21 protein-coding genes are annotated in these 17367 nt (G+C 63.9%); 14 read left to right on the top strand and 7 right to left on the bottom strand.

Features of this window, described 5'->3' with window-relative positions:
• Nucleotides 1-14 precede the first annotated feature (14 nt).
• Nucleotides 15-836: a biotin-dependent carboxyltransferase family protein gene (locus NEK97_RS12195; protein ID WP_257370175.1), complete on the top strand. Its 822-nt coding sequence runs from the start codon at nt 15-17 to the stop codon at nt 834-836.
• Here NEK97_RS12195 and NEK97_RS12190 read toward each other — a convergent pair.
• Complete coding sequence (locus NEK97_RS12190) at nt 808-2154, bottom strand: DUF445 domain-containing protein (RefSeq protein ID WP_257370174.1); 1347 nt, start codon at nt 2152-2154, stop codon at nt 808-810. The two genes, NEK97_RS12195 and NEK97_RS12190, sit on opposite strands and share 29 nt — an antisense overlap.
• Nucleotides 2155-2204: 50 nt before the next feature.
• Here NEK97_RS12190 and NEK97_RS12185 point away from each other — a divergent pair, with 50 nt between their 5' ends.
• From NEK97_RS12185 to NEK97_RS12170, 4 genes are read left to right on the top strand one after another with little or no spacing between them, the layout of a single operon-like run.
• Entirely contained in the window at nt 2205-3092 is an 888-nt protein-coding gene (locus NEK97_RS12185; RefSeq protein ID WP_257370173.1) for a glycerophosphodiester phosphodiesterase family protein, read from the top strand.
• Nucleotides 3093-3128: 36 nt separating this feature from the next.
• Nucleotides 3129-3563 carry a hypothetical protein gene (locus NEK97_RS12180; protein ID WP_257370172.1) on the top strand — a complete coding sequence of 145 codons (435 nt, stop codon included), beginning with the start codon at nt 3129-3131 and terminating at the stop codon, nt 3561-3563.
• Nucleotides 3560-4318 carry an AzlC family ABC transporter permease gene (locus NEK97_RS12175; protein WP_257370171.1) on the top strand — a complete coding sequence of 253 codons (759 nt, stop codon included), beginning with the start codon at nt 3560-3562 and terminating at the stop codon, nt 4316-4318. Before NEK97_RS12180 ends, NEK97_RS12175 begins: the two co-directional genes overlap by 4 nt.
• On the top strand, nt 4315-4626 hold the full coding sequence (locus NEK97_RS12170; RefSeq protein ID WP_257370170.1) for an AzlD domain-containing protein: 312 nt from the start codon (nt 4315-4317) through the stop codon (nt 4624-4626). The genes NEK97_RS12175 and NEK97_RS12170 overlap by 4 nt, the downstream gene beginning before the upstream one ends.
• Here the strand turns inward: NEK97_RS12170 and NEK97_RS12165 are convergent.
• The gene (locus NEK97_RS12165; protein WP_257370169.1) at nt 4623-5252 is read right to left on the bottom strand and encodes a TetR/AcrR family transcriptional regulator; all 630 of its coding nucleotides are present in this window, start codon (nt 5250-5252) and stop codon (nt 4623-4625) included. The genes NEK97_RS12170 and NEK97_RS12165 overlap by 4 nt on opposite strands.
• 92 nt (nt 5253-5344) lie before the next feature.
• On the opposite strand from NEK97_RS12165, the gene NEK97_RS12160 reads away from it, so the two are divergent.
• From NEK97_RS12160 to NEK97_RS12150, 3 genes are read left to right on the top strand one after another with little or no spacing between them, the layout of a single operon-like run.
• Nucleotides 5345-5677, top strand: a complete 333-nt coding sequence (locus tag NEK97_RS12160) for a thiamine-binding protein (protein WP_211710833.1) — start codon at nt 5345-5347, stop codon at nt 5675-5677.
• 40 nt (nt 5678-5717) lie between these two features.
• Complete coding sequence (locus tag NEK97_RS12155) at nt 5718-6389, top strand: O-methyltransferase (RefSeq protein ID WP_257370168.1); 672 nt, start codon at nt 5718-5720, stop codon at nt 6387-6389.
• A gap of 3 nt (nt 6390-6392) precedes the next feature.
• Nucleotides 6393-6896, top strand: a complete 504-nt coding sequence (locus tag NEK97_RS12150) for a GNAT family N-acetyltransferase (RefSeq protein WP_257370167.1) — start codon at nt 6393-6395, stop codon at nt 6894-6896.
• 19 nt (nt 6897-6915) lie between these two features.
• Here the strand turns inward: NEK97_RS12150 and NEK97_RS12145 are convergent, their stop codons facing one another.
• Nucleotides 6916-7071, bottom strand: a complete 156-nt coding sequence (locus NEK97_RS12145; RefSeq protein WP_257370166.1) for a hypothetical protein — start codon at nt 7069-7071, stop codon at nt 6916-6918.
• A 106-nt stretch (nt 7072-7177) separates the two neighbouring features.
• Here NEK97_RS12145 and NEK97_RS12140 point away from each other — a divergent pair, with 106 nt between their 5' ends.
• Nucleotides 7178-8086 carry a fused MFS/spermidine synthase gene (locus tag NEK97_RS12140; RefSeq protein WP_257370165.1) on the top strand — a complete coding sequence of 303 codons (909 nt, stop codon included), beginning with the start codon at nt 7178-7180 and terminating at the stop codon, nt 8084-8086.
• A 9-nt stretch (nt 8087-8095) separates the two neighbouring features.
• On the opposite strand, the gene NEK97_RS12135 is transcribed toward NEK97_RS12140, so the two are convergent.
• Nucleotides 8096-8992, bottom strand: coding sequence for a LysR family transcriptional regulator (locus NEK97_RS12135; RefSeq protein WP_257370164.1), 897 nt, complete (start codon nt 8990-8992; stop codon nt 8096-8098).
• 137 nt (nt 8993-9129) lie between these two features.
• Between NEK97_RS12135 and NEK97_RS12130 the strand changes: the two genes are divergently transcribed.
• Both NEK97_RS12130 and NEK97_RS12125 read left to right on the top strand, forming a co-directional pair.
• Nucleotides 9130-10521, top strand: coding sequence for an MFS transporter (locus tag NEK97_RS12130; protein WP_257370163.1), 1392 nt, complete (start codon nt 9130-9132; stop codon nt 10519-10521).
• Between the two features lie 4 nt (nt 10522-10525).
• Entirely contained in the window at nt 10526-11275 is a 750-nt protein-coding gene (locus NEK97_RS12125) for a 3-hydroxybutyrate dehydrogenase (RefSeq protein ID WP_257370162.1), read from the top strand.
• Between the two features lie 81 nt (nt 11276-11356).
• On the opposite strand, the gene NEK97_RS12120 is transcribed toward NEK97_RS12125, so the two are convergent.
• Nucleotides 11357-11734, bottom strand: a complete 378-nt coding sequence (locus tag NEK97_RS12120) for a helix-turn-helix domain-containing protein (RefSeq protein ID WP_235520178.1) — start codon at nt 11732-11734, stop codon at nt 11357-11359.
• Between the two features lie 101 nt (nt 11735-11835).
• Between NEK97_RS12120 and NEK97_RS12115 the strand changes: the two genes are divergently transcribed.
• The gene (locus NEK97_RS12115; RefSeq protein WP_257370161.1) at nt 11836-12699 is read left to right on the top strand and encodes an SDR family oxidoreductase; all 864 of its coding nucleotides are present in this window, start codon (nt 11836-11838) and stop codon (nt 12697-12699) included.
• A 76-nt stretch (nt 12700-12775) separates the two neighbouring features.
• Here NEK97_RS12115 and NEK97_RS12110 read toward each other — a convergent pair whose 3' ends face one another.
• A complete protein-coding gene (locus NEK97_RS12110) occupies nt 12776-14212 on the bottom strand; it encodes an amino acid permease (protein ID WP_257370160.1) in 1437 nt (478 codons plus the stop codon).
• Between the two features lie 243 nt (nt 14213-14455).
• Here NEK97_RS12110 and NEK97_RS12105 point away from each other — a divergent pair, with 243 nt between their 5' ends.
• On the top strand, nt 14456-15262 hold the full coding sequence (locus NEK97_RS12105; RefSeq protein ID WP_211710815.1) for an IclR family transcriptional regulator: 807 nt from the start codon (nt 14456-14458) through the stop codon (nt 15260-15262).
• Between the two features lie 4 nt (nt 15263-15266).
• Here NEK97_RS12105 and NEK97_RS12100 read toward each other — a convergent pair whose 3' ends face one another.
• Nucleotides 15267-15410, bottom strand: coding sequence for a hypothetical protein (locus tag NEK97_RS12100; protein ID WP_257370159.1), 144 nt, complete (start codon nt 15408-15410; stop codon nt 15267-15269).
• A gap of 229 nt (nt 15411-15639) precedes the next feature.
• Between NEK97_RS12100 and NEK97_RS12095 the strand changes: the two genes are divergently transcribed.
• Nucleotides 15640-17367 carry a urocanate hydratase gene (locus NEK97_RS12095; RefSeq protein WP_257370158.1) on the top strand — a complete coding sequence of 576 codons (1728 nt, stop codon included), beginning with the start codon at nt 15640-15642 and terminating at the stop codon, nt 17365-17367.

Raw genomic sequence — 17367 nt, 5'->3', positions numbered from 1 at the left:
AGGGGAGTGCATTAATGGGTGCGGTAGTAGTTGACCCTGGGACCTTGACCTCGGCCCTGGAGCCGGAGCAGGCCTTGGACCGCGCATCGATGCATCTGGCCAATGCCCTCCTGGGCAACTGCGCCGACGCCGGGGGCCTGGAGGTCCTGCTCGGTGGCCTCCGGCTCCGCTTCGTCACGGCCTCCGCAGTGTCAGTCACGGGCGCCGAAGGCATCGTCACCCTCAACGGCTCCGAGCTGCCACTTAACAAAGCGGTGCGGGTGGCTCCGGGATCGGTCCTTGAGGTAGGGCCCGCGCTCTTCGGAATCCGATATTACGTGGCAGTACCCGGCGGCATTCCGCCTCAGGCCGAGCCGTTGCGCGCTGGCGGTGCCCTGACCTTTGGCCGTCCGAACAGCCAGACCTATCCGGACATGCAACAACCCCCGCGCCGTGCGCTTCATCCCGAACGTCCGGTGGTCGCCAGGGTTTTCCGCGGCCCGCAGACCCCTGATTTCGGCGCTGATTCGTGGCTGAGGTTAACCACCGAACCGTGGATTCTCTCGCCGGAGTCGGACAGGGCCGGGGCGCGGCTGGTGGGGCGACCACTCGAGGCGGCCCCAACTCCAGCACGCCAACCTCAGCCGCTGCGGACCGGCTCGGTCCTGCTGCCGCCGTCGGGCCTTCCCGTGATCGCCCTGGCCGGCCACCCGGCAACGGCAAAATCGCCCGTGATCGCGCTGGTCCGGGACGAGGACCTGGACCTGCTCGGCCAGGCAAGGCCGGGCCAGATGGTGCACTTATTGGGGACGGGTGAGGCCCCTCGTCCTATCCGAACAGCAGGTGCGCAACCGTGAAGATAGCCAGGCCCGCCAGCGCGCCGACCACGGTTCCGTTGATGCGGATGTACTGAAGGTCCTTGCCCACCTGGAGCTCGATCTTCTGGGACGTTTCGTCTGCGTCCCAACGCGCCACCGTGTCCGAGATGACGCCGGCGATGTCCGAGCGGTAGGTGTTCACCAGGTATCCGGCCGCGTCGCCAATCCAGGCGTTGACCTTGCCGGCCAGTTCCTCATCCTTGACCAGGCGTGTGCCGAAGTCCCGGACGGCTCCTTTGAATCGCAGGCTCAGTTCGCTGTCGGGGTCATCGACGGCGTTGAGCAGTGCGGTCTTCACCGTTCCCCAGGTGCGTGAGGCGAGTTCGCGGACCTCGGGATCGCCGAGTATCTGCGCCTTGATGGTTTCGGCGCGCTCAATCATGGCCGGATCGTGCTGCAGGTCCTGGGCGAGCTCGGTGAGGTAGGCGTCGATGGATTGGCGCACTTGGTGGTTCTGGTCGGACTGGACGGCGCGCATGAACTTGGACAGTTCCACGTGCACGCGGTCGCCAACCAGGCCGTCCACGAATGTTGGCACCCAGAGCGGCGAGCGGTCCGAAACGAGCCGGTTCACCGTTGCATGGTTGTCGTCTACCCAGTCGGCTGCGCGGTCCACCAGCAGGTCCACCAACTTGTGGTGGTGGCCGTCCGCGAAGATCCGCTCCGCCATCCGGCCCACCGGCGGCCCCCATGGCGGGGTGAGCAGGTGCTTGCGGACCATGCCTTCGATGACCGCTTGGACGTCGTCGTCATTAAGGACGGTGAACACGCCGCGGATCGCAGCACCGCCTTCCTTCGCGACGCGTTCGGCACCACCCGGACCGGACAACCAGGCCCCGGCCTTGCGGGCAATATCGATGCTCGCCAACTTCTCCTGCACAACCTCCTGGGACAGGAAGTTGCTTTCCACGAACTCGCTGAGCGATTCGCCGATCTGGTCCTTGCGCCGCGGGATGATGGCGGTGTGCGGGATCCTAAGACCCATGGGGTACTTGAACAGGGCGGTGACGGCGAACCAGTCAGCCAGCGCGCCAACCATGCCACCCTCGGCCGCTGCGCGAACGTACTCAAGCCACGGGTACTGCTTCTGGAAGGCGAATGCCACCGTGAAGATCACGGCCATCCCGATCAGCAGGGCCAACGCCAGCCGCTTCATCCGTCGAAGCGCGGCTGCTTTTTCCAGGTCTCCCGCCGAAAGATCGACGACGGCGGGACCGGCCGGGGCGGGTACGGGACCTGACGCCGGACGGGGGTTGGTGACGTCTTCAGTTGGGATTTGTTCAGAGTTCACCTGCATTAGCCCAGCGTAGCCCCCGTGCGTACAACCGCGTGGGCTACCGTATCTCCATGACAAGCGACGACTTCGCCACCGTAAGGCCCAAGGTCTACGCCCACCGTGGCTCCAGTGCCGCCTTTGCCGAACACACCAGGGCCGCCTATTTGAGGGCCATCGACGACGGGGCGGACGGAGTCGAGTGCGATGTGCACCTCACCCGGGATCAGCACGTGGTGTTGTTGCACGACTCCAACCTGGACCGGACCTCCACGGGGACAGGACCTGTAGCCGAGCAAACCCTGGAAGAGCTCCGGGAGCTGGACTTCTCGTCATGGAAGGGTGCGCGGATCCCTGAAGCCTATGGGGGAGTGGCCGACCAATTCCTGACGCTGCCGGAGCTGTTGGATATCCTCCGCGGGGCCGGCCGCGACATCGGCTTGGCCATCGAACTCAAGCACCCAAGTCCCTACGGGCTGAAGCTTGAGGACCGGGTACTGGCCCTGTTGGCCGAGGAAGGCTGGACACCGGAGGAGTCCAGGCTGGAGAACATCCAGGTCTCCTTCATGAGCTTCGATTCGGACTCTGTACAGCGGTTGCTGGAGACTGTTCCCCCGCAGCATGTCTGCCAACTGGTGGATGACTACACGGTCCAGGAAATCCGGGAGGAACTGGGCCTGGGCTTCCTCACCGGCGGGGCGGTAGCCAACGTCATGAAGGCGATGCAGGAGGAAGCGGAGCGCGTGCTGGACGAGGGACAGGCGGGAATCGCGGGCCCGGGAATCGACTATGTGCGCGAGCATGCACGCAACGTGCAGCGGTGGTTGGAGGCTGGCCGCGTATTCCGGGTGTGGACTGTTGATTCCCAGAAGGATGTAGCGCTTTGCCAAGGTCTCGGCATCCATGAGATCACCACCAACAAACCGGCGCAGGTCCTGGCGCAGCTCATGGTTTCCAGCTGACTTTGGGGCTTACCGCGCTTGTGATTGAGTGGTCTCATGTCACTTCGCTGGTCACCCAAGGCAACACATACCGTCTCAGCAATAGGCTTGGGCGCCCTGCTCCTGGCCAGTGCCGCAAAGCATTTCCGGACCCCCGCCTTCTATTACCCCGTGGTGCCGGATTACCTGTGCCGCAGGGATGAGCCGGGGAGCCGTCCCAATGGGCCGTTGGCAGTGATGTCGCGGGAGGAATGGGTCGCGTCGTCGGGCCTGCTCGAGGTGGCTGCCGCCGTCGGTCTCCTGGTACCTGCCACCCGCAAGGTGGCGGCTGACGCAACCACAGCGATGTTCACTGCATTCCTTGCGGGGCATATTGATGCCCTCAGGCGCGCTTACGGACCGAAAGGCACTCCTGCCCAGAGGCGTATCCACACCGTGCGGCTGCCCCTGCAGATTCCGCTGATCCTCTGGTCGTGGAGCCTGCGGAAATGACCAGTGGTTCCGCGCCCCTGAAACTCAGGGAGTCGCCGGCGTTCAAGATCGCACTCTCCTTGAGCATCGCGACAGGACTCTACGGGGTTTCGTTTGGTGCCTTGTCTGTCGCGTCCGGCTTTGATTTCTGGCAGACGATGGTTCTGAGCCTCCTGCTCTTCAGCGGTGGATCGCAATTCGCGTTCATTGGTGTGGTGGCAGGCGGCGGCTCCGGGGTGGCGGCCATGACCGCCAGCGCACTCCTGGGTTTGCGCAACGGCATTTACGGCATGCAGATCAATGCGATGCTCCGGCCCGGCGGCTGGAAGCGCTACCTTTCCGCGCACGTCACCATTGACGAGTCGACGGCGACGGCGTCCGGCCAGACGGATCCGGATGAGCAGCGCCGCGGATTCTGGACAGCCGGAATTGGAATATTCATCTTGTGGAATATTTTTACGGCCGTTGGCGCCTTGGCAGGGGATGCCATGGGAGATCCCAAGCAGTGGGGCCTCGATGGTGCCGCCGTAGCAGCGTTCCTGGCCTTGCTCTGGCCCCGGCTGAAGGGCCGGGAACCGTGGGCCATCGCCGCAGCCTGTGCACTGGCCACCGTCATGGCGGTGCCCTTCGTGCCGTCAGGTGTTCCGATTTTGGTTGCTGCCGTCGTGGCCGGAATCATCGGGTGGTTCAGCCACGCGCGCATGGATGAAGGGCTTGAGCCGGACGTGGATCCCTACGCGGAAAAGCGCCAACAAGAACCCAGGAGCAACGCATGAACCTGTGGCTTTGGATCCTGATCGCGTGCGGCCTGGCCTACCTCACTAAGCTGCTGGGCTACTTTGTGCCCGCCAAGCTGTTGGAAAGCCCACGGATCATGCACGTAGCCGGCACCATGACCATCGGCCTGCTGGCCTCACTGACGGTGGTCAATGCTGTCGCTTCGGGGCAGGCCCTGGTTCTGGATGCCCGCATCGGGGCGTTGGCTGCGGCCGCGGTGGCCTTGTGGCTCCGGGCACCGTTCCTGGTGGTGGTGATTTCCGGCGCTGCCGCGGCCGCCCTGCTCAGGCTGCTGGGGTGGGGCTAGACAGCGTCAGTGAACGTCACGCCCGGGATGCCCGATTGTTCGGGAAGGGGCCGCGAAGGGCGCTCGGTGCGGATGGCGTCCTCGATCAGGGCGACGGGCCGCTTCCACGCTTCGGATCCCGGTTCCATCGTGTCCACAGCACCTATCAGCATGGCAACCAGCCGGACCATGTCCTCGATGGTGATGTCCCGGCGGAGTGAACCCTGGCCTTGGCCGCGCTCCAACAAGGTGGCCATGGAGCCGATGAGGCCACCGGTGATCCCCATGAGGAGTCCGCGGCGTCCGGCAACGGCGTCAAGGAGGTTGGCGTCTTCACTGGCTACCTGCATCACGGCATCGATGACGTTGATGAGGCCCTCGGCGGCGTCCATGCCGTCAAGGGCTGCGGCAGCCACGGGATCCACGTGCTGGCGGAGCTGGCGCGACAGGGCAGCGAGCACCAGCTGCTCTTTATCCGAAAAGTTGCGGAACAGTGTAGCCGGGCCAACTCCAGCGGTGGCGGCGATGGTCTGCAACGGCACTTCGGGGCCATGCTCCCGGAAGCACTGCCTTGCAGCGGTAATGATCTTGTCCACATTGCGTGCGGCGTCTGCCCTGAGGGGCTTGCGTTCCAAGGGCTGTTCCATGCTTGTCAGGGTAGCAACGGTCAGGTCCCTGCCTGTTGTTACGCGGGAGTAGGCCGTCATATGACAAACCGGTACGTGAAACACTGGATTCCATGTTGCTTGCATTCTCAGTCGCGCCTTCGGGCCAGCCCGCATCCGCTGCCAACGGTGGACCCACCCCCGACGCCTCAGTGCACGACGCCGTAGCCGCCGCCGTCAAAATCGTCCGGGAGTCCGGACTTCCCAACCAGACGGACTCCATGTTCACCACCATCGAGGGCGAGTGGGACGAGGTCTTTGACGTGGTCAAGCGCGCCACCGAGGCGGTGGGCCGTTACGGCAGCCGGGTTTCGCTGGTGATCAAGGCCGATATCCGTCCGGGTTACAGCGGCGAATTGACCGGAAAAGTGGAGCGCCTCGAAGAGGCCATCACCGCCACGGACTAGTTCCTTCCCCCAGCCTGCTGCGAGTGCAAGACTGGGGCGCATGATTGAACACGTCACCGAGCCTGGTTGGGTCGATGTGGAGCGGTACCTGACCGACGTCGTCGTGCGCCCTGATCCTGCCCACAAGCGTGCCTTGACGTCCGCCGTGGAGGCAGGCATGCCTGCGATCGAAGTGGCGCCCAATGCCGGCAAACTGCTGCGCATGCTCGTGCAGATGTCCGGGGCCAGGCGCGTGCTTGAGATCGGCACCTTGGCCGGGTTCAGCAGTATGTGGATGGCCCAGGGACTGCCCGACGACGGCAGGATCGTCACGTGCGAATTCCTCCGGAAACATGCGGACGTCGCGCGAGCCAACCTGGATGCTGCCGGCGTAGGACACAAGGTGGACATCCGTGTAGGTGCTGCCCTGGATACCTTGCCCACGCTTGTGGGCCAGGACCCGTTCGACTTCGTTTTCATCGATGCCGATAAGGAAAACGACGCCAACTACTTGGACTGGGCCATCAGGCTGGGCCGCCCCGGGACGGTGATCGTGGTGGACAACGTCATCTGGGATGGCGCCATCCTGGACCCGCAACGGGATGAGGTTAATGCGCCGGGCATCGTGAAGATGCTGGAGATGATGGGACAGGACCGCCGCTTGGACGCCACCGCCATCCAGACGGTTGGAAGCAAAGGCTGGGACGGCTTCGCGATGGCACGGGTGAGGTAGGCGGTGGATTTCACGATTCGTCCGGCGACGGTGGAGGACGCCGAAGAGATGGCCATCATGCACCTCCAGTCCTGGCGTGAGAGCTACGGGCGGTTGCTGCCGCCGGAGTTCTTCGCCAAACAGGAAGCCGCCTTGCCGGACCGCATCAACCGGTACCGGGAGTCCATTGCTGCCGGCCACTCCCGGAGGCTGGCCCACGGGCCGGACGGCGACCTTGTAGGTATTGGGGCCGCAGGCTCGGGCAGTGACGAGGACAAGCCCTGCGATATGGAGCTGTTCATGCTGTACACACTCGAACGTATCCATGGCCGCGGTGTGGGCCAGGCTTTGGTGGATGCCTTGATTGGAGACGGGCCGGCGTATCTCTGGGTCCTGGACGACAACCCGCGGGCCCAAGCCTTCTACCGGCGCAACGGCTTCGTCCCCGACGGCAAAAGGCAGCTCTGCGACCCGTCCTGGTACTCGCTGCCGGAGCATCGGATGGTGCGTACCGCCGTCGGCCGCTAACCGCCGCTAAAACCGGACACTATTCCAGCTCGCCGCTGGCCCCTTCTTCGTCGTCCAAGGACGAATCCAGCAGGCTCGGCGGCTTGGGCACGCGGGCCAGCAGCAGGAAGACCACGGTCAGCCATGCCGCAGCGGCGGTGAACAGTTCCGCCCATACCCACTCGCCAAGGTTCATGGATTGATCTTATGGCCCAACCGCCCATTATTGTAAGTATCCTTACTACTCACTGGGCTGCAGGGCTCCACTAGGCTGGAACCATGACTGAGGCAGGACGGAAGTAGTGGCAAAACGCGGCAGGGTGAGCAAGTCACAAAGGTCGACGGCGGGAGTCGTCGACGTGCCTTCCGGCACCCGTCTCGACGGCCCGGTAGAGGGTGTCTACTACATCGATACCGGCGATTGCGAGCTGATCCAGGACCAGGACAACTCCAACGGCTGGTTGCTGAAAATCAATGGCGTGATGAGCTCGCACATCGACCTTGCCGATCCGCTGTTCCTGGATTTCGAATACATGCGCTGGATCGCGGCTTTGGTGGAATCGCGCTGGCCCAGGGAACAGAAACCCAAGTTGCGCGCGCTCCATCTGGGCGGGGGAGCGTGTTCCATGGCCCGGTACTTCCACGCTGCCTACCCCGAGGCGCGGCAGGTTGTGGTGGAGCTCGATGGCAAGCTCGCGGAGTATGTCCGTGGTTGGTTCGAGCTGCCCAAGGCGCCCCTGTTGCGGATCCGGGTTGGCGAGGCGCGGCAGGTGACAGAGTCGCTGACTCCCGATACCCGTGACCTCATCATTCGCGACGTCTTCGCCGGAGCCTTTACGCCCCGCGCCCTGACAACGCGTGAATTCACGGCCCATGCGGACGCGGTACTCGCAGCCGATGGGCTGTATGTGGTCAACTCCGGCGACGCCCCGGACCTGAAGAACGCCCGCGCCGATGCCGCAACCATCGCGGACACCTTCGAGCACACCATGATTATCGCCGACCCCGCCATGCTCAAGGGTCGTCGCTACGGCAATATGATCATGGCCGGCAGCCACACGCCCTTCGGTGATGACCCCACCCTTGCCAGACGGCTTCTGGGCGGCGGCGTCCCAGCGCACATCTGGGACGATGCCCAAGTGCGCGCCTTCGCGGCCGGGACTCCGGTGCGCCACGATCCTCCTGCGGAAACGGAGCCGGCCCCCGCATAGGCGGCGCGGCTAGTTGGCCCCCAGCAGTTCCTCCCGTCGTTGCTCCGTCTCCTCGCGCAAGGCCTGGACGACGGCGGCTACCGCAGGCCGGCGCATCGAGTCCGGGCGGAGGACCATCCAGTAAGGAAGCAGCTCCGCGAAGTCCGATGGCAGGAGCCGCACCAAATCCGAGTGCCGATCGGCCATGAAGCAGGGAAGGAACCCAATACCTGCCCCGGCCCGGGTGGCCTCGACATGCACGAACACGTTGGTGGAGCTAAGGCCGTCGCGCATGGTCGGAACCAGCCTCCGGGGCGCATCCAAATCGTCCACCTGGAGCATTGAATCCACAAAGTAGACCAGTTGGTGTCGCGTGAGTTCCTCGATGCTCCCGGGCGTCCCGTGATCCGAAAGGTAGGCGCGGGACGCGTACATTCCCAGCCGGTACTCGCCCAGCCTGATCGCTTCGGCCCGGTGCACCTGCGGCGTCCCCACCACCACTTCGATGTCCAGGCCGGATCGTTGCTGCAGTGCCCGACGCGTCACGGTGACGATCTCCACGCTCAGTCCCGGGTGCTCCCGTCTCAGTCGCGCCACGGCAGGTGCGGCGATGTACGCGCTGAAGCCGTCTGTTGCGGTCATCCGTACGACGCCGGTTATGGGGTCGGGTGCGCGGTCGCTGGGTCCCAGCGCACCCACCGCAGCTTCGATCCGTTCCGCGACCAGTACGGCTTGGGCGCCCAGCTCGGTCACTTCCCAACCCCCGGCGGCTCGCGCCAGTACCCTGCCGCCCAGCGCCTTTTCCAGTGCCGCTATCCTGCGAGAGACGGTGGTGTGGTTCAGTCCCAAGGCTTGGGCCGCCGTCGTGAATTTTCCTGAGCGTGAGACGGCGAGGAAGATGAGGAGGTCGTCTGGATTGGGATTCATATCTGCAATTCTGCACACCTAAGGTGCCTTATTGGTCATTGAGGCATAACGAATCTGCGGCAATACTCAGTGGAGCATTCCGTGTTGTGGATCACATCACGTTCAAAAGGGTCAAAGAGGACACTGAGGAGATGGATATGAGCGTTGAGCAGCGCTCCGCATCAAGAGCCGGAAAAGATGCCGGCAAGGGCTCCGGCCTGAAGAAGATCGTCGCAGCCTCAATGGTGGGCACTGTAGTGGAGTGGTACGAGTTCTTCCTCTACGCCACTGCGGCAACCCTGGTCTTTGGGAAGTACTTCTTCCCGAGCACCGGCAACGAGCTGGACGGCATCATCCAGGCGTTCATCACCTACGCGGTGGGCTTCGTTGCCCGTCCGCTGGGCGGAATCGTCTTCGGCCAGATCGGCGACAAACTGGGCCGCAAGCCCACGCTGCAGTTGACCATCGTGATTGTGGGCGTCTCCACGTTCCTCATGGGCTGCCTCCCCGGCTTCGTGGACATCGGCTACTGGGCGCCTGCCCTGCTGGTGGCCCTCCGCTTCATCCAGGGCTTCGCGCTCGGTGGCGAGTGGGGTGGTGCGGTGCTCCTGGTGGCTGAACACAGCCCCAATAAATCCCGTGGCTTCTGGTCATCCTGGCCGCAGGCAGCCGTGCCGGTTGGAAACCTGCTGGCCACGCTGGTCCTGTTCGTCATGTCCACCACGCTCAGCAGTGAAGCCTTCCTCGGCTGGGGCTGGCGCGTAGCGTTCTGGCTCTCCGCCGTGATCGTGTTCGTGGGCTACTACATCCGCACCCATGTCACCGAAGCCCCGATCTTCCTTGAAGCCAAGGCGCAGGTGGAGGAATCCAAGGCCATCAGCTACGGCGTGGGCGAGGTCATCCGCAAGTACCCCAAGGGCATCCTGCAGGCCATGGGACTCCGGTTCGCGGAGAACATCATGTACTACCTCGTGGTGAGCTTCGCGATCGTCTATCTCAAGAGCGTCCACAAGTACGACACTTCCTCGCTTCTGCTGGCTCTCCTGATCGCACACCTCATCCACTTCCTGGTCATCCCGCAGGTTGGACGCCTCGTGGACTCGTGGGGACGCAAGCCCGTGTACCTGATTGGTGCCATCACCGGCGCGACGTGGCCGTTCTTCGCCTTCCCCATGTTCGACACCAAGAATGCCGTGGTCATCGTGCTCGCCGTGACCATTGGCCTGTGCCTGCATGCCTTCATGTACGCGGGGCAGCCGGCCATCATGTCCGAACTCTTCCCCACCCGCATGCGCTACTCCGGCGTTTCGCTCGGCTCGCAGGTCACCTCGATCTTCGCAGGCTCACTGGCGCCGCTGCTGGCAACGCAGTGGCTCAAGGACACCGGCTCCTGGCTCCCCACCGCGATTTACCTGGTGGTCGCCTGCGCGATTACCGCCGTCGCCGTGATCTCGCTCAAGGAGACCAAGGGCATCGCGCTCGAATCCGTGGACGAAGCCGATGCCGAACGTCACGGACTGACGACTGCCTCCACCACCTCGAAGGGCTGATTCGATGGACAACTCCTTGAACGGACGCAAAGCATTGGTGACCGGCGGTGCGAGCGGAATCGGTGCAGCCTGTGCCCGGGCGCTGGCCGCCCGTGGGGCGAAAGTTGTAGTGGCCGACGTCGACGCCTCCGGAGCTGCGGCCCTCGCCGATGAGCTGGGCGGCACGGCGTGGACGGTGGACCTCTTGGACGTCGACGCCCTGGCGGCACTGAGCCTGGACTGCGACATCCTGGTCAACAACGCGGGCATCCAGAAAGTTGCGCCGATTGAGGAGTTCGAACCCGCGGAGTTCCGGCGGATCCTGGCCCTGATGCTGGAGGCGCCGTTCCTCCTCATTAGGGCCGCGCTCCCGCACATGTACGCCAACGGGTTCGGCAGGATCATCAACATCTCCTCGGTCCATGGACTCCGGGCCTCGGCCTACAAGAGCGCCTACGTGTCCGCCAAGCACGGCCTCGAGGGGCTCAGCAAGGTCACTGCCTTGGAAGGGGGCGAGCGCGGGGTCACCTCCAACTGCATCAACCCCGGCTACGTCCGAACGCCCCTTGTTGAGAAGCAGATCGCGGACCAGGCCCGGCTCCATGGGATCCCCGAGGCCGAGGTCCTGGCCAAGGTGATGTTGACGGAGTCCGCTGTGAAGCGTTTGGTGGAGCCGGATGAGGTTGCGTCGTTGGCAGCCTGGATGGCCTCCGACGACGCCGGTATGGTCACCGGAGCGAGCTACACCATGGACGGTGGGTGGTCGGCCCGATAGCAGCCCCGGTGAGATGCCAAGTAATGCCAATGTTCGACGCGAACATTGGCATTACTTGTAGTTTCGGCGGTCGGAGCCGGCCTAACCTTCGCCGCCGATGATGGCCTCGGCATTGTCGAAGGCCCACGTCACCAAGGGGATGAGCAGGGCGGCAAGTTCGCGGCCTCGTTCGGTCAGGCTGTAGTCCACGCGGGGCGGGATGACGGGCTGCGCATCGCGGCGGACCAGACCGTCCTTTTCGAGTGTTTTGAGGGTTTGGGCCAGCATTTTTTCGCTGATGCCGTCAGCCCGGCGTCGAAGTTCGCTCCACCGTTGCTCACCCTCGGAGAGCGACAGCAGAATGAGCACGCCCCACTTGCTCGTGATGTGGTCCAGCACCGTCCGGCTGGGGCAGCCGGCCGGGAACACGCCGTCGGCGAGGGTGGCCGGGAGCGGGGCGGGTATGGCACTTACTTTCATGTCAGTACCTTACCTTAAAGTGCGTACTCTCTTTTGGGAAGTTTATGGCTTCTTGGCTCGTTGACCAGCATGACAGAGCAAAAACCTTGGAGAGGAACACCATGAGCATCGTTATCACTGGAGCAACCGGACAGCTGGGCCGTCACGTAGTAGAGGCACTCTTGGAGCGCAACGTCCCCGCAGAGACCATCATTGCTGCAGGCCGTTCGATCGAGAAGCTGGCCGATTTTGCGGACCGTGGCGTTCAGGTCAGGACAATGGATTATGAAGACGCCGCGTCAGTTGCAGAAGCACTGAAAGGTGCCAGCAAGGTCCTGCTGATCTCCGGCAGTGCCGTGGGCCAGCGCGTGGAGCAGCACCGTACGGTGATTGAAGCAGCGAAGGCGGAAGGAGTGGAGCTTCTCGCTTACACCAGCATCGCAAACGCCGAAACCACCGGAATGAAACTGGCGGCCGAGCACCAGGCTACCGAGGCCATCCTCAAGGAATCCGGCGTCCCGTTCGTGCTCCTGCGGAACGGCTGGTACTTGGAGAACTACACCGAGCAACTGCCGGGCACGCTGGCCCAGGGAGCGCTTGCGGGTAGCGCAGGAAATGGCAAGGTCAGTGGTGCAACGCGCGCCGACTATGCTCATGCGGCTGCGGCTGTCCTGGTCGCTGACAACCAGGCCGGAAAAGTGTACGAGCTCGGTGGGGACGATGCTTTCACCATGGCTGAACTCGCTGCTGAAATCACGGCAGCTTCCGGTCAAACCATCGCTTATAACGACCTGACCGCGGCTGAGTACGCGGGGCTGCTGACAAGCGTTGGCGTTCCGGAAGCCTTTGCGGAGATCCTGGCCGACTCCGATCTGGGCATTGCCCGCGGAGATCTCCTGGTGACCGGAGGCGACCTGAGCAAGCTGATCGGACGCCCGTCGACTCCGTTGTCCGAGGCCGTGCGTTCCGCCGCTGCTTCCGTCTAAACAGCTCCGCGAGATGACAGTTAATGCCAATTTTCTGCGTGAACATTGGCATTAACTGCACTCTCGGCGCAGGGAATCAGGCGGTCTCGTCCACCAGCTCAGCACGGCGCAGGCCCCCGCCGCGCACCCACAGCTTGTAAGCGACGAACAGCAGCACCAACCAGGTTCCACCCACGTACAGGGCAACGCGTGTGTCTTCGAAGACCCCCAGGATCACGATCACCATGGCCATGAACGCCATGGTCAGGATCGAAGCAGCGGGCCACAGCGGCGAACCGAACTCCGACGCCGGGAGCCCCTTGCGCTTGATCTCCCGCTTCATGGCGACGTGCGAAACCAGGATCATCACCCACACCCACACCGTGGCGAAGGTTGCGATGGACGCGATGAGCACAAACACGTCCTCCGGGATGACAGCGTTCAAAACCACCCCGACCAGCAGGATGCCACCCATCATCACCACCGTCATCCACGGCACCCCGTGCCGGGAGACCTTGCCGAAACTCTTCGGTGCGTGCCCCTGCTGGGCCAGTCCGAAGAGGATGCGGCCGGCTCCGAAGATATCGCTGTTGATAGCCGACAGGGCTGCGGTGATGACCACTGCGTTGAGGATGTGCGGCGCAGCCGGGATACCCAGGCCATCAAAAATCTGCACGAACGGGCTGCCGCTGCTGCCGATCTCGTTCCACGGGAAGATGCTCATCAGCACACCAAGCGTCAGGACGTAGAACAGCAGGACGCGGACGGGCACCGTGTTAACCGCCTGCGGAATGACCTTCTTGGGGTCCGCTGCTTCACCTGCGGTGATGCCGATGGTTTCGATCCCACCGAACGCAAACATCACGACGGCGAACGCGGCCAAGAGCCCTTCGAATCCGTTGGGGAACAAACCGCCGTGGTTCACGAGGTTCCCCAGCCCCGGTGCCACGCCACCGCCGTCGCCCGTTTGGAAGCCGAACACGACGATCGCCGCACCGCCGATGATCATGGCGATAATCGCCACCACCTTGATCAGCGAGAACCAGAACTCAAGCTCGCCGAACACCTTCACGCTGAGCAGGTTCATGGCGCCCAGGAACAAGATGATCGCAAGCACCCAAATCCATCTGTCCACCTGCGGGAACCAGAAGCCCATGTAGATACTGAAAGCCGTAACGTCGGCGATTGCTACGATCGCCATTTCAAATACATAGGTCCAACCGGTCACGAAGCCTGCGAACGGGCCGAGGTAGCGGCTGGCGTACTGGCCGAAAGATCCGGACACGGGGTGGCGAACGGCCATCTCGCCGAGCGCACGCATGACCATGAACACGGCCGCGCCGCCGATGATGTAGGCAAGCAGGACCGCCGGGCCTGCCTTTTGGATGGCGGAGGCGGAGCCGTAGAAAAGGCCCGTGCCGATCGCGGATCCGAGTGCCATGAAGCGGATGTGGCGGACGTTGAGGCCTCGGCTGAGCGCTGTACCCGCGGCTTGGAGCACAGAGCTCTCCGCAGCCAGCTTGGTTTGTTGCATAGTAAAACCTTCTCGTCTTTGGGAGGGGATCGCTATCCAGCAGATCACTTTTGGGGCCCTTGTGATGGGACTCACGCGGCTTTGGTGTCTTTGATCGCAGACAGCCGGATCCGTGGTCTGGCATTTCAGACACTCATCACCGCCAGCTGGTTGGTGGATGGGCAGCCGGGGGTGCACGCTTGAGTACGGGATACCGGACACTTCCGGTTCGGGGCTCCCGGATAAGCCGAGCAGCGAGGAACCATGACAACCACTCCAGTAGCGCCAGGAAAGGCCACGTCCAAGGTCCCGGCTGCCGAGAACACCCTGCGGATCCTGAAACTGCTGGCCTCGCGCCGTGGCCCCATGGCGGCGTCGAATATTGCGACGGCGCTCGGCCTGCCCCGGTCAAGCGTGTACCACCTGCTTGGCGTCATGGAGGCCAACGGCTTCGTCCTCCACCTGCACGAGGAACAGCGCTACGGGTTGGGAATCAGCGCCTTCGAGCTCAGCTCGGCGTACTCCCGGCAGGAACCACTTTCCCGGCTTGGCCGGCCCATGCTCGCCTCACTGGTCGACGTCATCGGTGAAAGCGCGCACCTCGCTGTGCTCCACGGTCGCGATGTCCTCTACATCGTTGAGGAACGCGCCAAGAACCGCCCGAGCCTGGTAACCGACGTCGGCGTCCGCCTTCCCAGCCACCTCACGGCCTCCGGCCGCGCCATCCTCGCCGCCCTGCCCAAGTCGCAGGTGCGGGCCCTCTATCCGAACGCCGCGGCCTTTACCTCCCGTCACGAAGTCGAGTTCCCCATCATGAAGTACTCGGCCCTGTCATCGCACCTGGACCAGGTCCGGCAGCGCGGCTACGCCACGGAAAACGGCGAAATCACCCCCGGATTCGGCTCAATCGCCGCTGCGGTAACGGACCATGTGGGATGGCCGACGGCGGCAGTCGCCGTCACGTTCCTGGAGGACAAAGTGCCGGCTGAGCAGTGGCCCGTGCTGGCCGCGCGCATCCGGAAGGCGGCGGACGAACTGTCGGTCCGGATCCACGGCCGCCCCGCCGGCTAACCCTTTACGGGTTGTCCCGGGCTTCGTGCTCGCGTTGGCCCTCCGGCACGAACCTGACGTCCGATTCGCCTTTCAGGATTGTGTTGCCGAAACGGGTCCGGATGTGCCGGGGCCGATCCACCGCAAGGATTTCAGTGGGGCTTGCCATCCGCCCAAACTCGCTCTGGTGAGGGTCCAGCATGCTCTCCTTGCCGCGTAAATACGAGGGCTGCTGGCGCCCCTCCAAGCACTCCGCGGACTGCCGGCGCAGCAAGGGCGTATGTCTGAAATACCGGACAGCAGCCTTCCCAAAGTCGTTCCGGCGGCGCGATTGAGGGGCTTTAGTAGAAGCAGAAGATCTTTCCAGTCCATACTTCCCCACAGACGAAGGAGTCACCATGGCACCCGCCGATTTCACCACTGGTGCCCGTCCGGTCAAGGCCGCGCGAGGTACTGAACTTACTGCCAAGTCGTGGCAGACCGAAGCGCCGTTGCGCATGCTGATGAATAACCTGGACCCCGAGGTTGCCGAGCGTCCGGATGACCTGGTGGTCTATGGCGGCACGGGCCGCGCTGTCCGCTCCTGGGCCGCATTCGATGCGATCACTCGGACCCTGGAAACCATGGAGAAAGACGAGACCCTCCTGGTCCAGTCCGGCAAGCCGGTGGGCGTTTTCCGCACCCACGAGTGGGCGCCGCGCGTACTTCTGGCCAACTCCAACCTGGTGGGGGACTGGGCAACGTGGCCCGAGTTCCGCCGGCTCGAGGCCGAGGGCTTGATGATGTACGGCCAGATGACGGCCGGTTCCTGGATCTACATCGGTACCCAGGGCATCCTTCAGGGCACGTACGAGACGTTTGCCGCCGTCGGAAACAAGCTCGCTTCAGAGGGCCGCCACCCGGCCCCCGCCGCTGAAGGTTCCACCGAAGGTCCCTTGGCTGGCACCCTGACGTTGACCGGCGGTTGCGGTGGCATGGGCGGAGCCCAGCCGCTGGCTGTCACCCTGAACGACGGGGCCTGCCTGATTGTCGACGTCGACGAAACCCGCCTCCGTCGCCGCGCCGGCAAGCGCTACCTCGACGAGGTTGAAACCGACCTGGACACCGCGATTGCCAAGGTCAACAAGGCCAAGGAAGAGCGCCGTGGCTGGTCCGTGGGGTATGTGGGCAACGCCGCCGAGGTGTTCCCTGAACTGCTTCGCCGCCACAAGGCGGGAGAGCTGACCATTGACGTGGTCACGGACCAGACATCCGCGCACGATCCGTTGTCCTACCTTCCCGAGGGCATCACCGTCGATGAGTGGCACACCGAAGCGGAATCCGACCCGGAAGGGTTCACCAAGAAGGCACAGGCCTCCATGGCCCGTCAGGTCCAGGCGATGGTGGAGTTCCAGGACGCCGGTGCAGAGGTTTTCGATTACGGCAACTCCATCCGTGACGAGGCCCGCAAGGGCGGCTACGACCGTGCGTTCGAGTTCCCGGGCTTTGTTCCGGCGTATATCCGTCCGTTGTTCTGCGAGGGCCTTGGCCCGTTCCGCTGGGTTGCCCTGTCCGGAGATCCGGAAGATATTGCCGTCACGGACAAGGCCATCAAGGAGCTCTTCCCGGAGAACACGCACCTGCACAAGTGGCTTGACGCTGCTGCGGACCGGGTGGAGTTTGAGGGGTTGCCGGCGCGTATTTGCTGGCTCGGGTACGGCGAACGCGCCAAGGCCGGCCTGCTGTTCAACCAGCTCGTGAAAGAAGGCAAGGTCAAAGCCCCGATCGTGATCGGCCGCGACCACCTGGACTCCGGCTCGGTCGCATCCCCGTACCGGGAGACCGAATCCATGGCTGACGGGTCCGACGCGATTGCTGACTGGCCGCTGCTCAACGCCATGCTCAACACCTCCTCCGGTGCCACGTGGGTCTCGATCCACCACGGTGGCGGCGTCGGCATCGGCCGCTCCCTCCACGCCGGGCAGGTCTCCGTCGCCGACGGCACGGACCTCGCCGCGCAGAAGCTCGAACGACTCCTGACCAACGACCCCGGCATGGGCGTCATCCGCCACGTCGACGCCGGCTACGACCGCGCCGTCGAGGTCGCCAACGAACGAGGCGTCCGTATCCCCATGAACGAGAAGTAA

Origin of the sequence: Paenarthrobacter sp. UW852 (genome assembly GCF_024608385.1) — a bacterium.
In the GTDB taxonomy this organism is placed as follows: domain Bacteria; phylum Actinomycetota; class Actinomycetes; order Actinomycetales; family Micrococcaceae; genus Arthrobacter.
This window is presented reverse-complemented; position numbering and strand designations above follow the sequence as displayed.

What these genes read in the sequence shown, in the direction of transcription:
- NEK97_RS12195 (WP_257370175.1), top strand. Translation starts at nt 15, where the DNA reads ATGGGTGCGGTAGTAGTTGACCCTGGGACCTTGACCTCGGCCCTGGAG.
- NEK97_RS12190 (WP_257370174.1), bottom strand. Translation starts at nt 2,154, where the DNA reads ATGCAGGTGAACTCTGAACAAATCCCAACTGAAGACGTCACCAACCCC.
- NEK97_RS12185 (WP_257370173.1), top strand. Translation starts at nt 2,205, where the DNA reads ATGACAAGCGACGACTTCGCCACCGTAAGGCCCAAGGTCTACGCCCAC.
- NEK97_RS12180 (WP_257370172.1), top strand. Translation starts at nt 3,129, where the DNA reads ATGTCACTTCGCTGGTCACCCAAGGCAACACATACCGTCTCAGCAATA.
- NEK97_RS12175 (WP_257370171.1), top strand. Translation starts at nt 3,560, where the DNA reads ATGACCAGTGGTTCCGCGCCCCTGAAACTCAGGGAGTCGCCGGCGTTC.
- NEK97_RS12170 (WP_257370170.1), top strand. Translation starts at nt 4,315, where the DNA reads ATGAACCTGTGGCTTTGGATCCTGATCGCGTGCGGCCTGGCCTACCTC.
- NEK97_RS12165 (WP_257370169.1), bottom strand. Translation starts at nt 5,252, where the DNA reads ATGGAACAGCCCTTGGAACGCAAGCCCCTCAGGGCAGACGCCGCACGC.
- NEK97_RS12160 (WP_211710833.1), top strand. Translation starts at nt 5,345, where the DNA reads ATGTTGCTTGCATTCTCAGTCGCGCCTTCGGGCCAGCCCGCATCCGCT.
- NEK97_RS12155 (WP_257370168.1), top strand. Translation starts at nt 5,718, where the DNA reads ATGATTGAACACGTCACCGAGCCTGGTTGGGTCGATGTGGAGCGGTAC.
- NEK97_RS12145 (WP_257370166.1), bottom strand. Translation starts at nt 7,071, where the DNA reads ATGAACCTTGGCGAGTGGGTATGGGCGGAACTGTTCACCGCCGCTGCG.
- NEK97_RS12135 (WP_257370164.1), bottom strand. Translation starts at nt 8,992, where the DNA reads ATGAATCCCAATCCAGACGACCTCCTCATCTTCCTCGCCGTCTCACGC.
- NEK97_RS12130 (WP_257370163.1), top strand. Translation starts at nt 9,130, where the DNA reads ATGAGCGTTGAGCAGCGCTCCGCATCAAGAGCCGGAAAAGATGCCGGC.
- NEK97_RS12125 (WP_257370162.1), top strand. Translation starts at nt 10,526, where the DNA reads ATGGACAACTCCTTGAACGGACGCAAAGCATTGGTGACCGGCGGTGCG.
- NEK97_RS12120 (WP_235520178.1), bottom strand. Translation starts at nt 11,734, where the DNA reads ATGAAAGTAAGTGCCATACCCGCCCCGCTCCCGGCCACCCTCGCCGAC.
- NEK97_RS12115 (WP_257370161.1), top strand. Translation starts at nt 11,836, where the DNA reads ATGAGCATCGTTATCACTGGAGCAACCGGACAGCTGGGCCGTCACGTA.
- NEK97_RS12110 (WP_257370160.1), bottom strand. Translation starts at nt 14,212, where the DNA reads ATGCAACAAACCAAGCTGGCTGCGGAGAGCTCTGTGCTCCAAGCCGCG.
- NEK97_RS12105 (WP_211710815.1), top strand. Translation starts at nt 14,456, where the DNA reads ATGACAACCACTCCAGTAGCGCCAGGAAAGGCCACGTCCAAGGTCCCG.
- NEK97_RS12100 (WP_257370159.1), bottom strand. Translation starts at nt 15,410, where the DNA reads ATGGCAAGCCCCACTGAAATCCTTGCGGTGGATCGGCCCCGGCACATC.
- NEK97_RS12095 (WP_257370158.1), top strand. Translation starts at nt 15,640, where the DNA reads ATGGCACCCGCCGATTTCACCACTGGTGCCCGTCCGGTCAAGGCCGCG.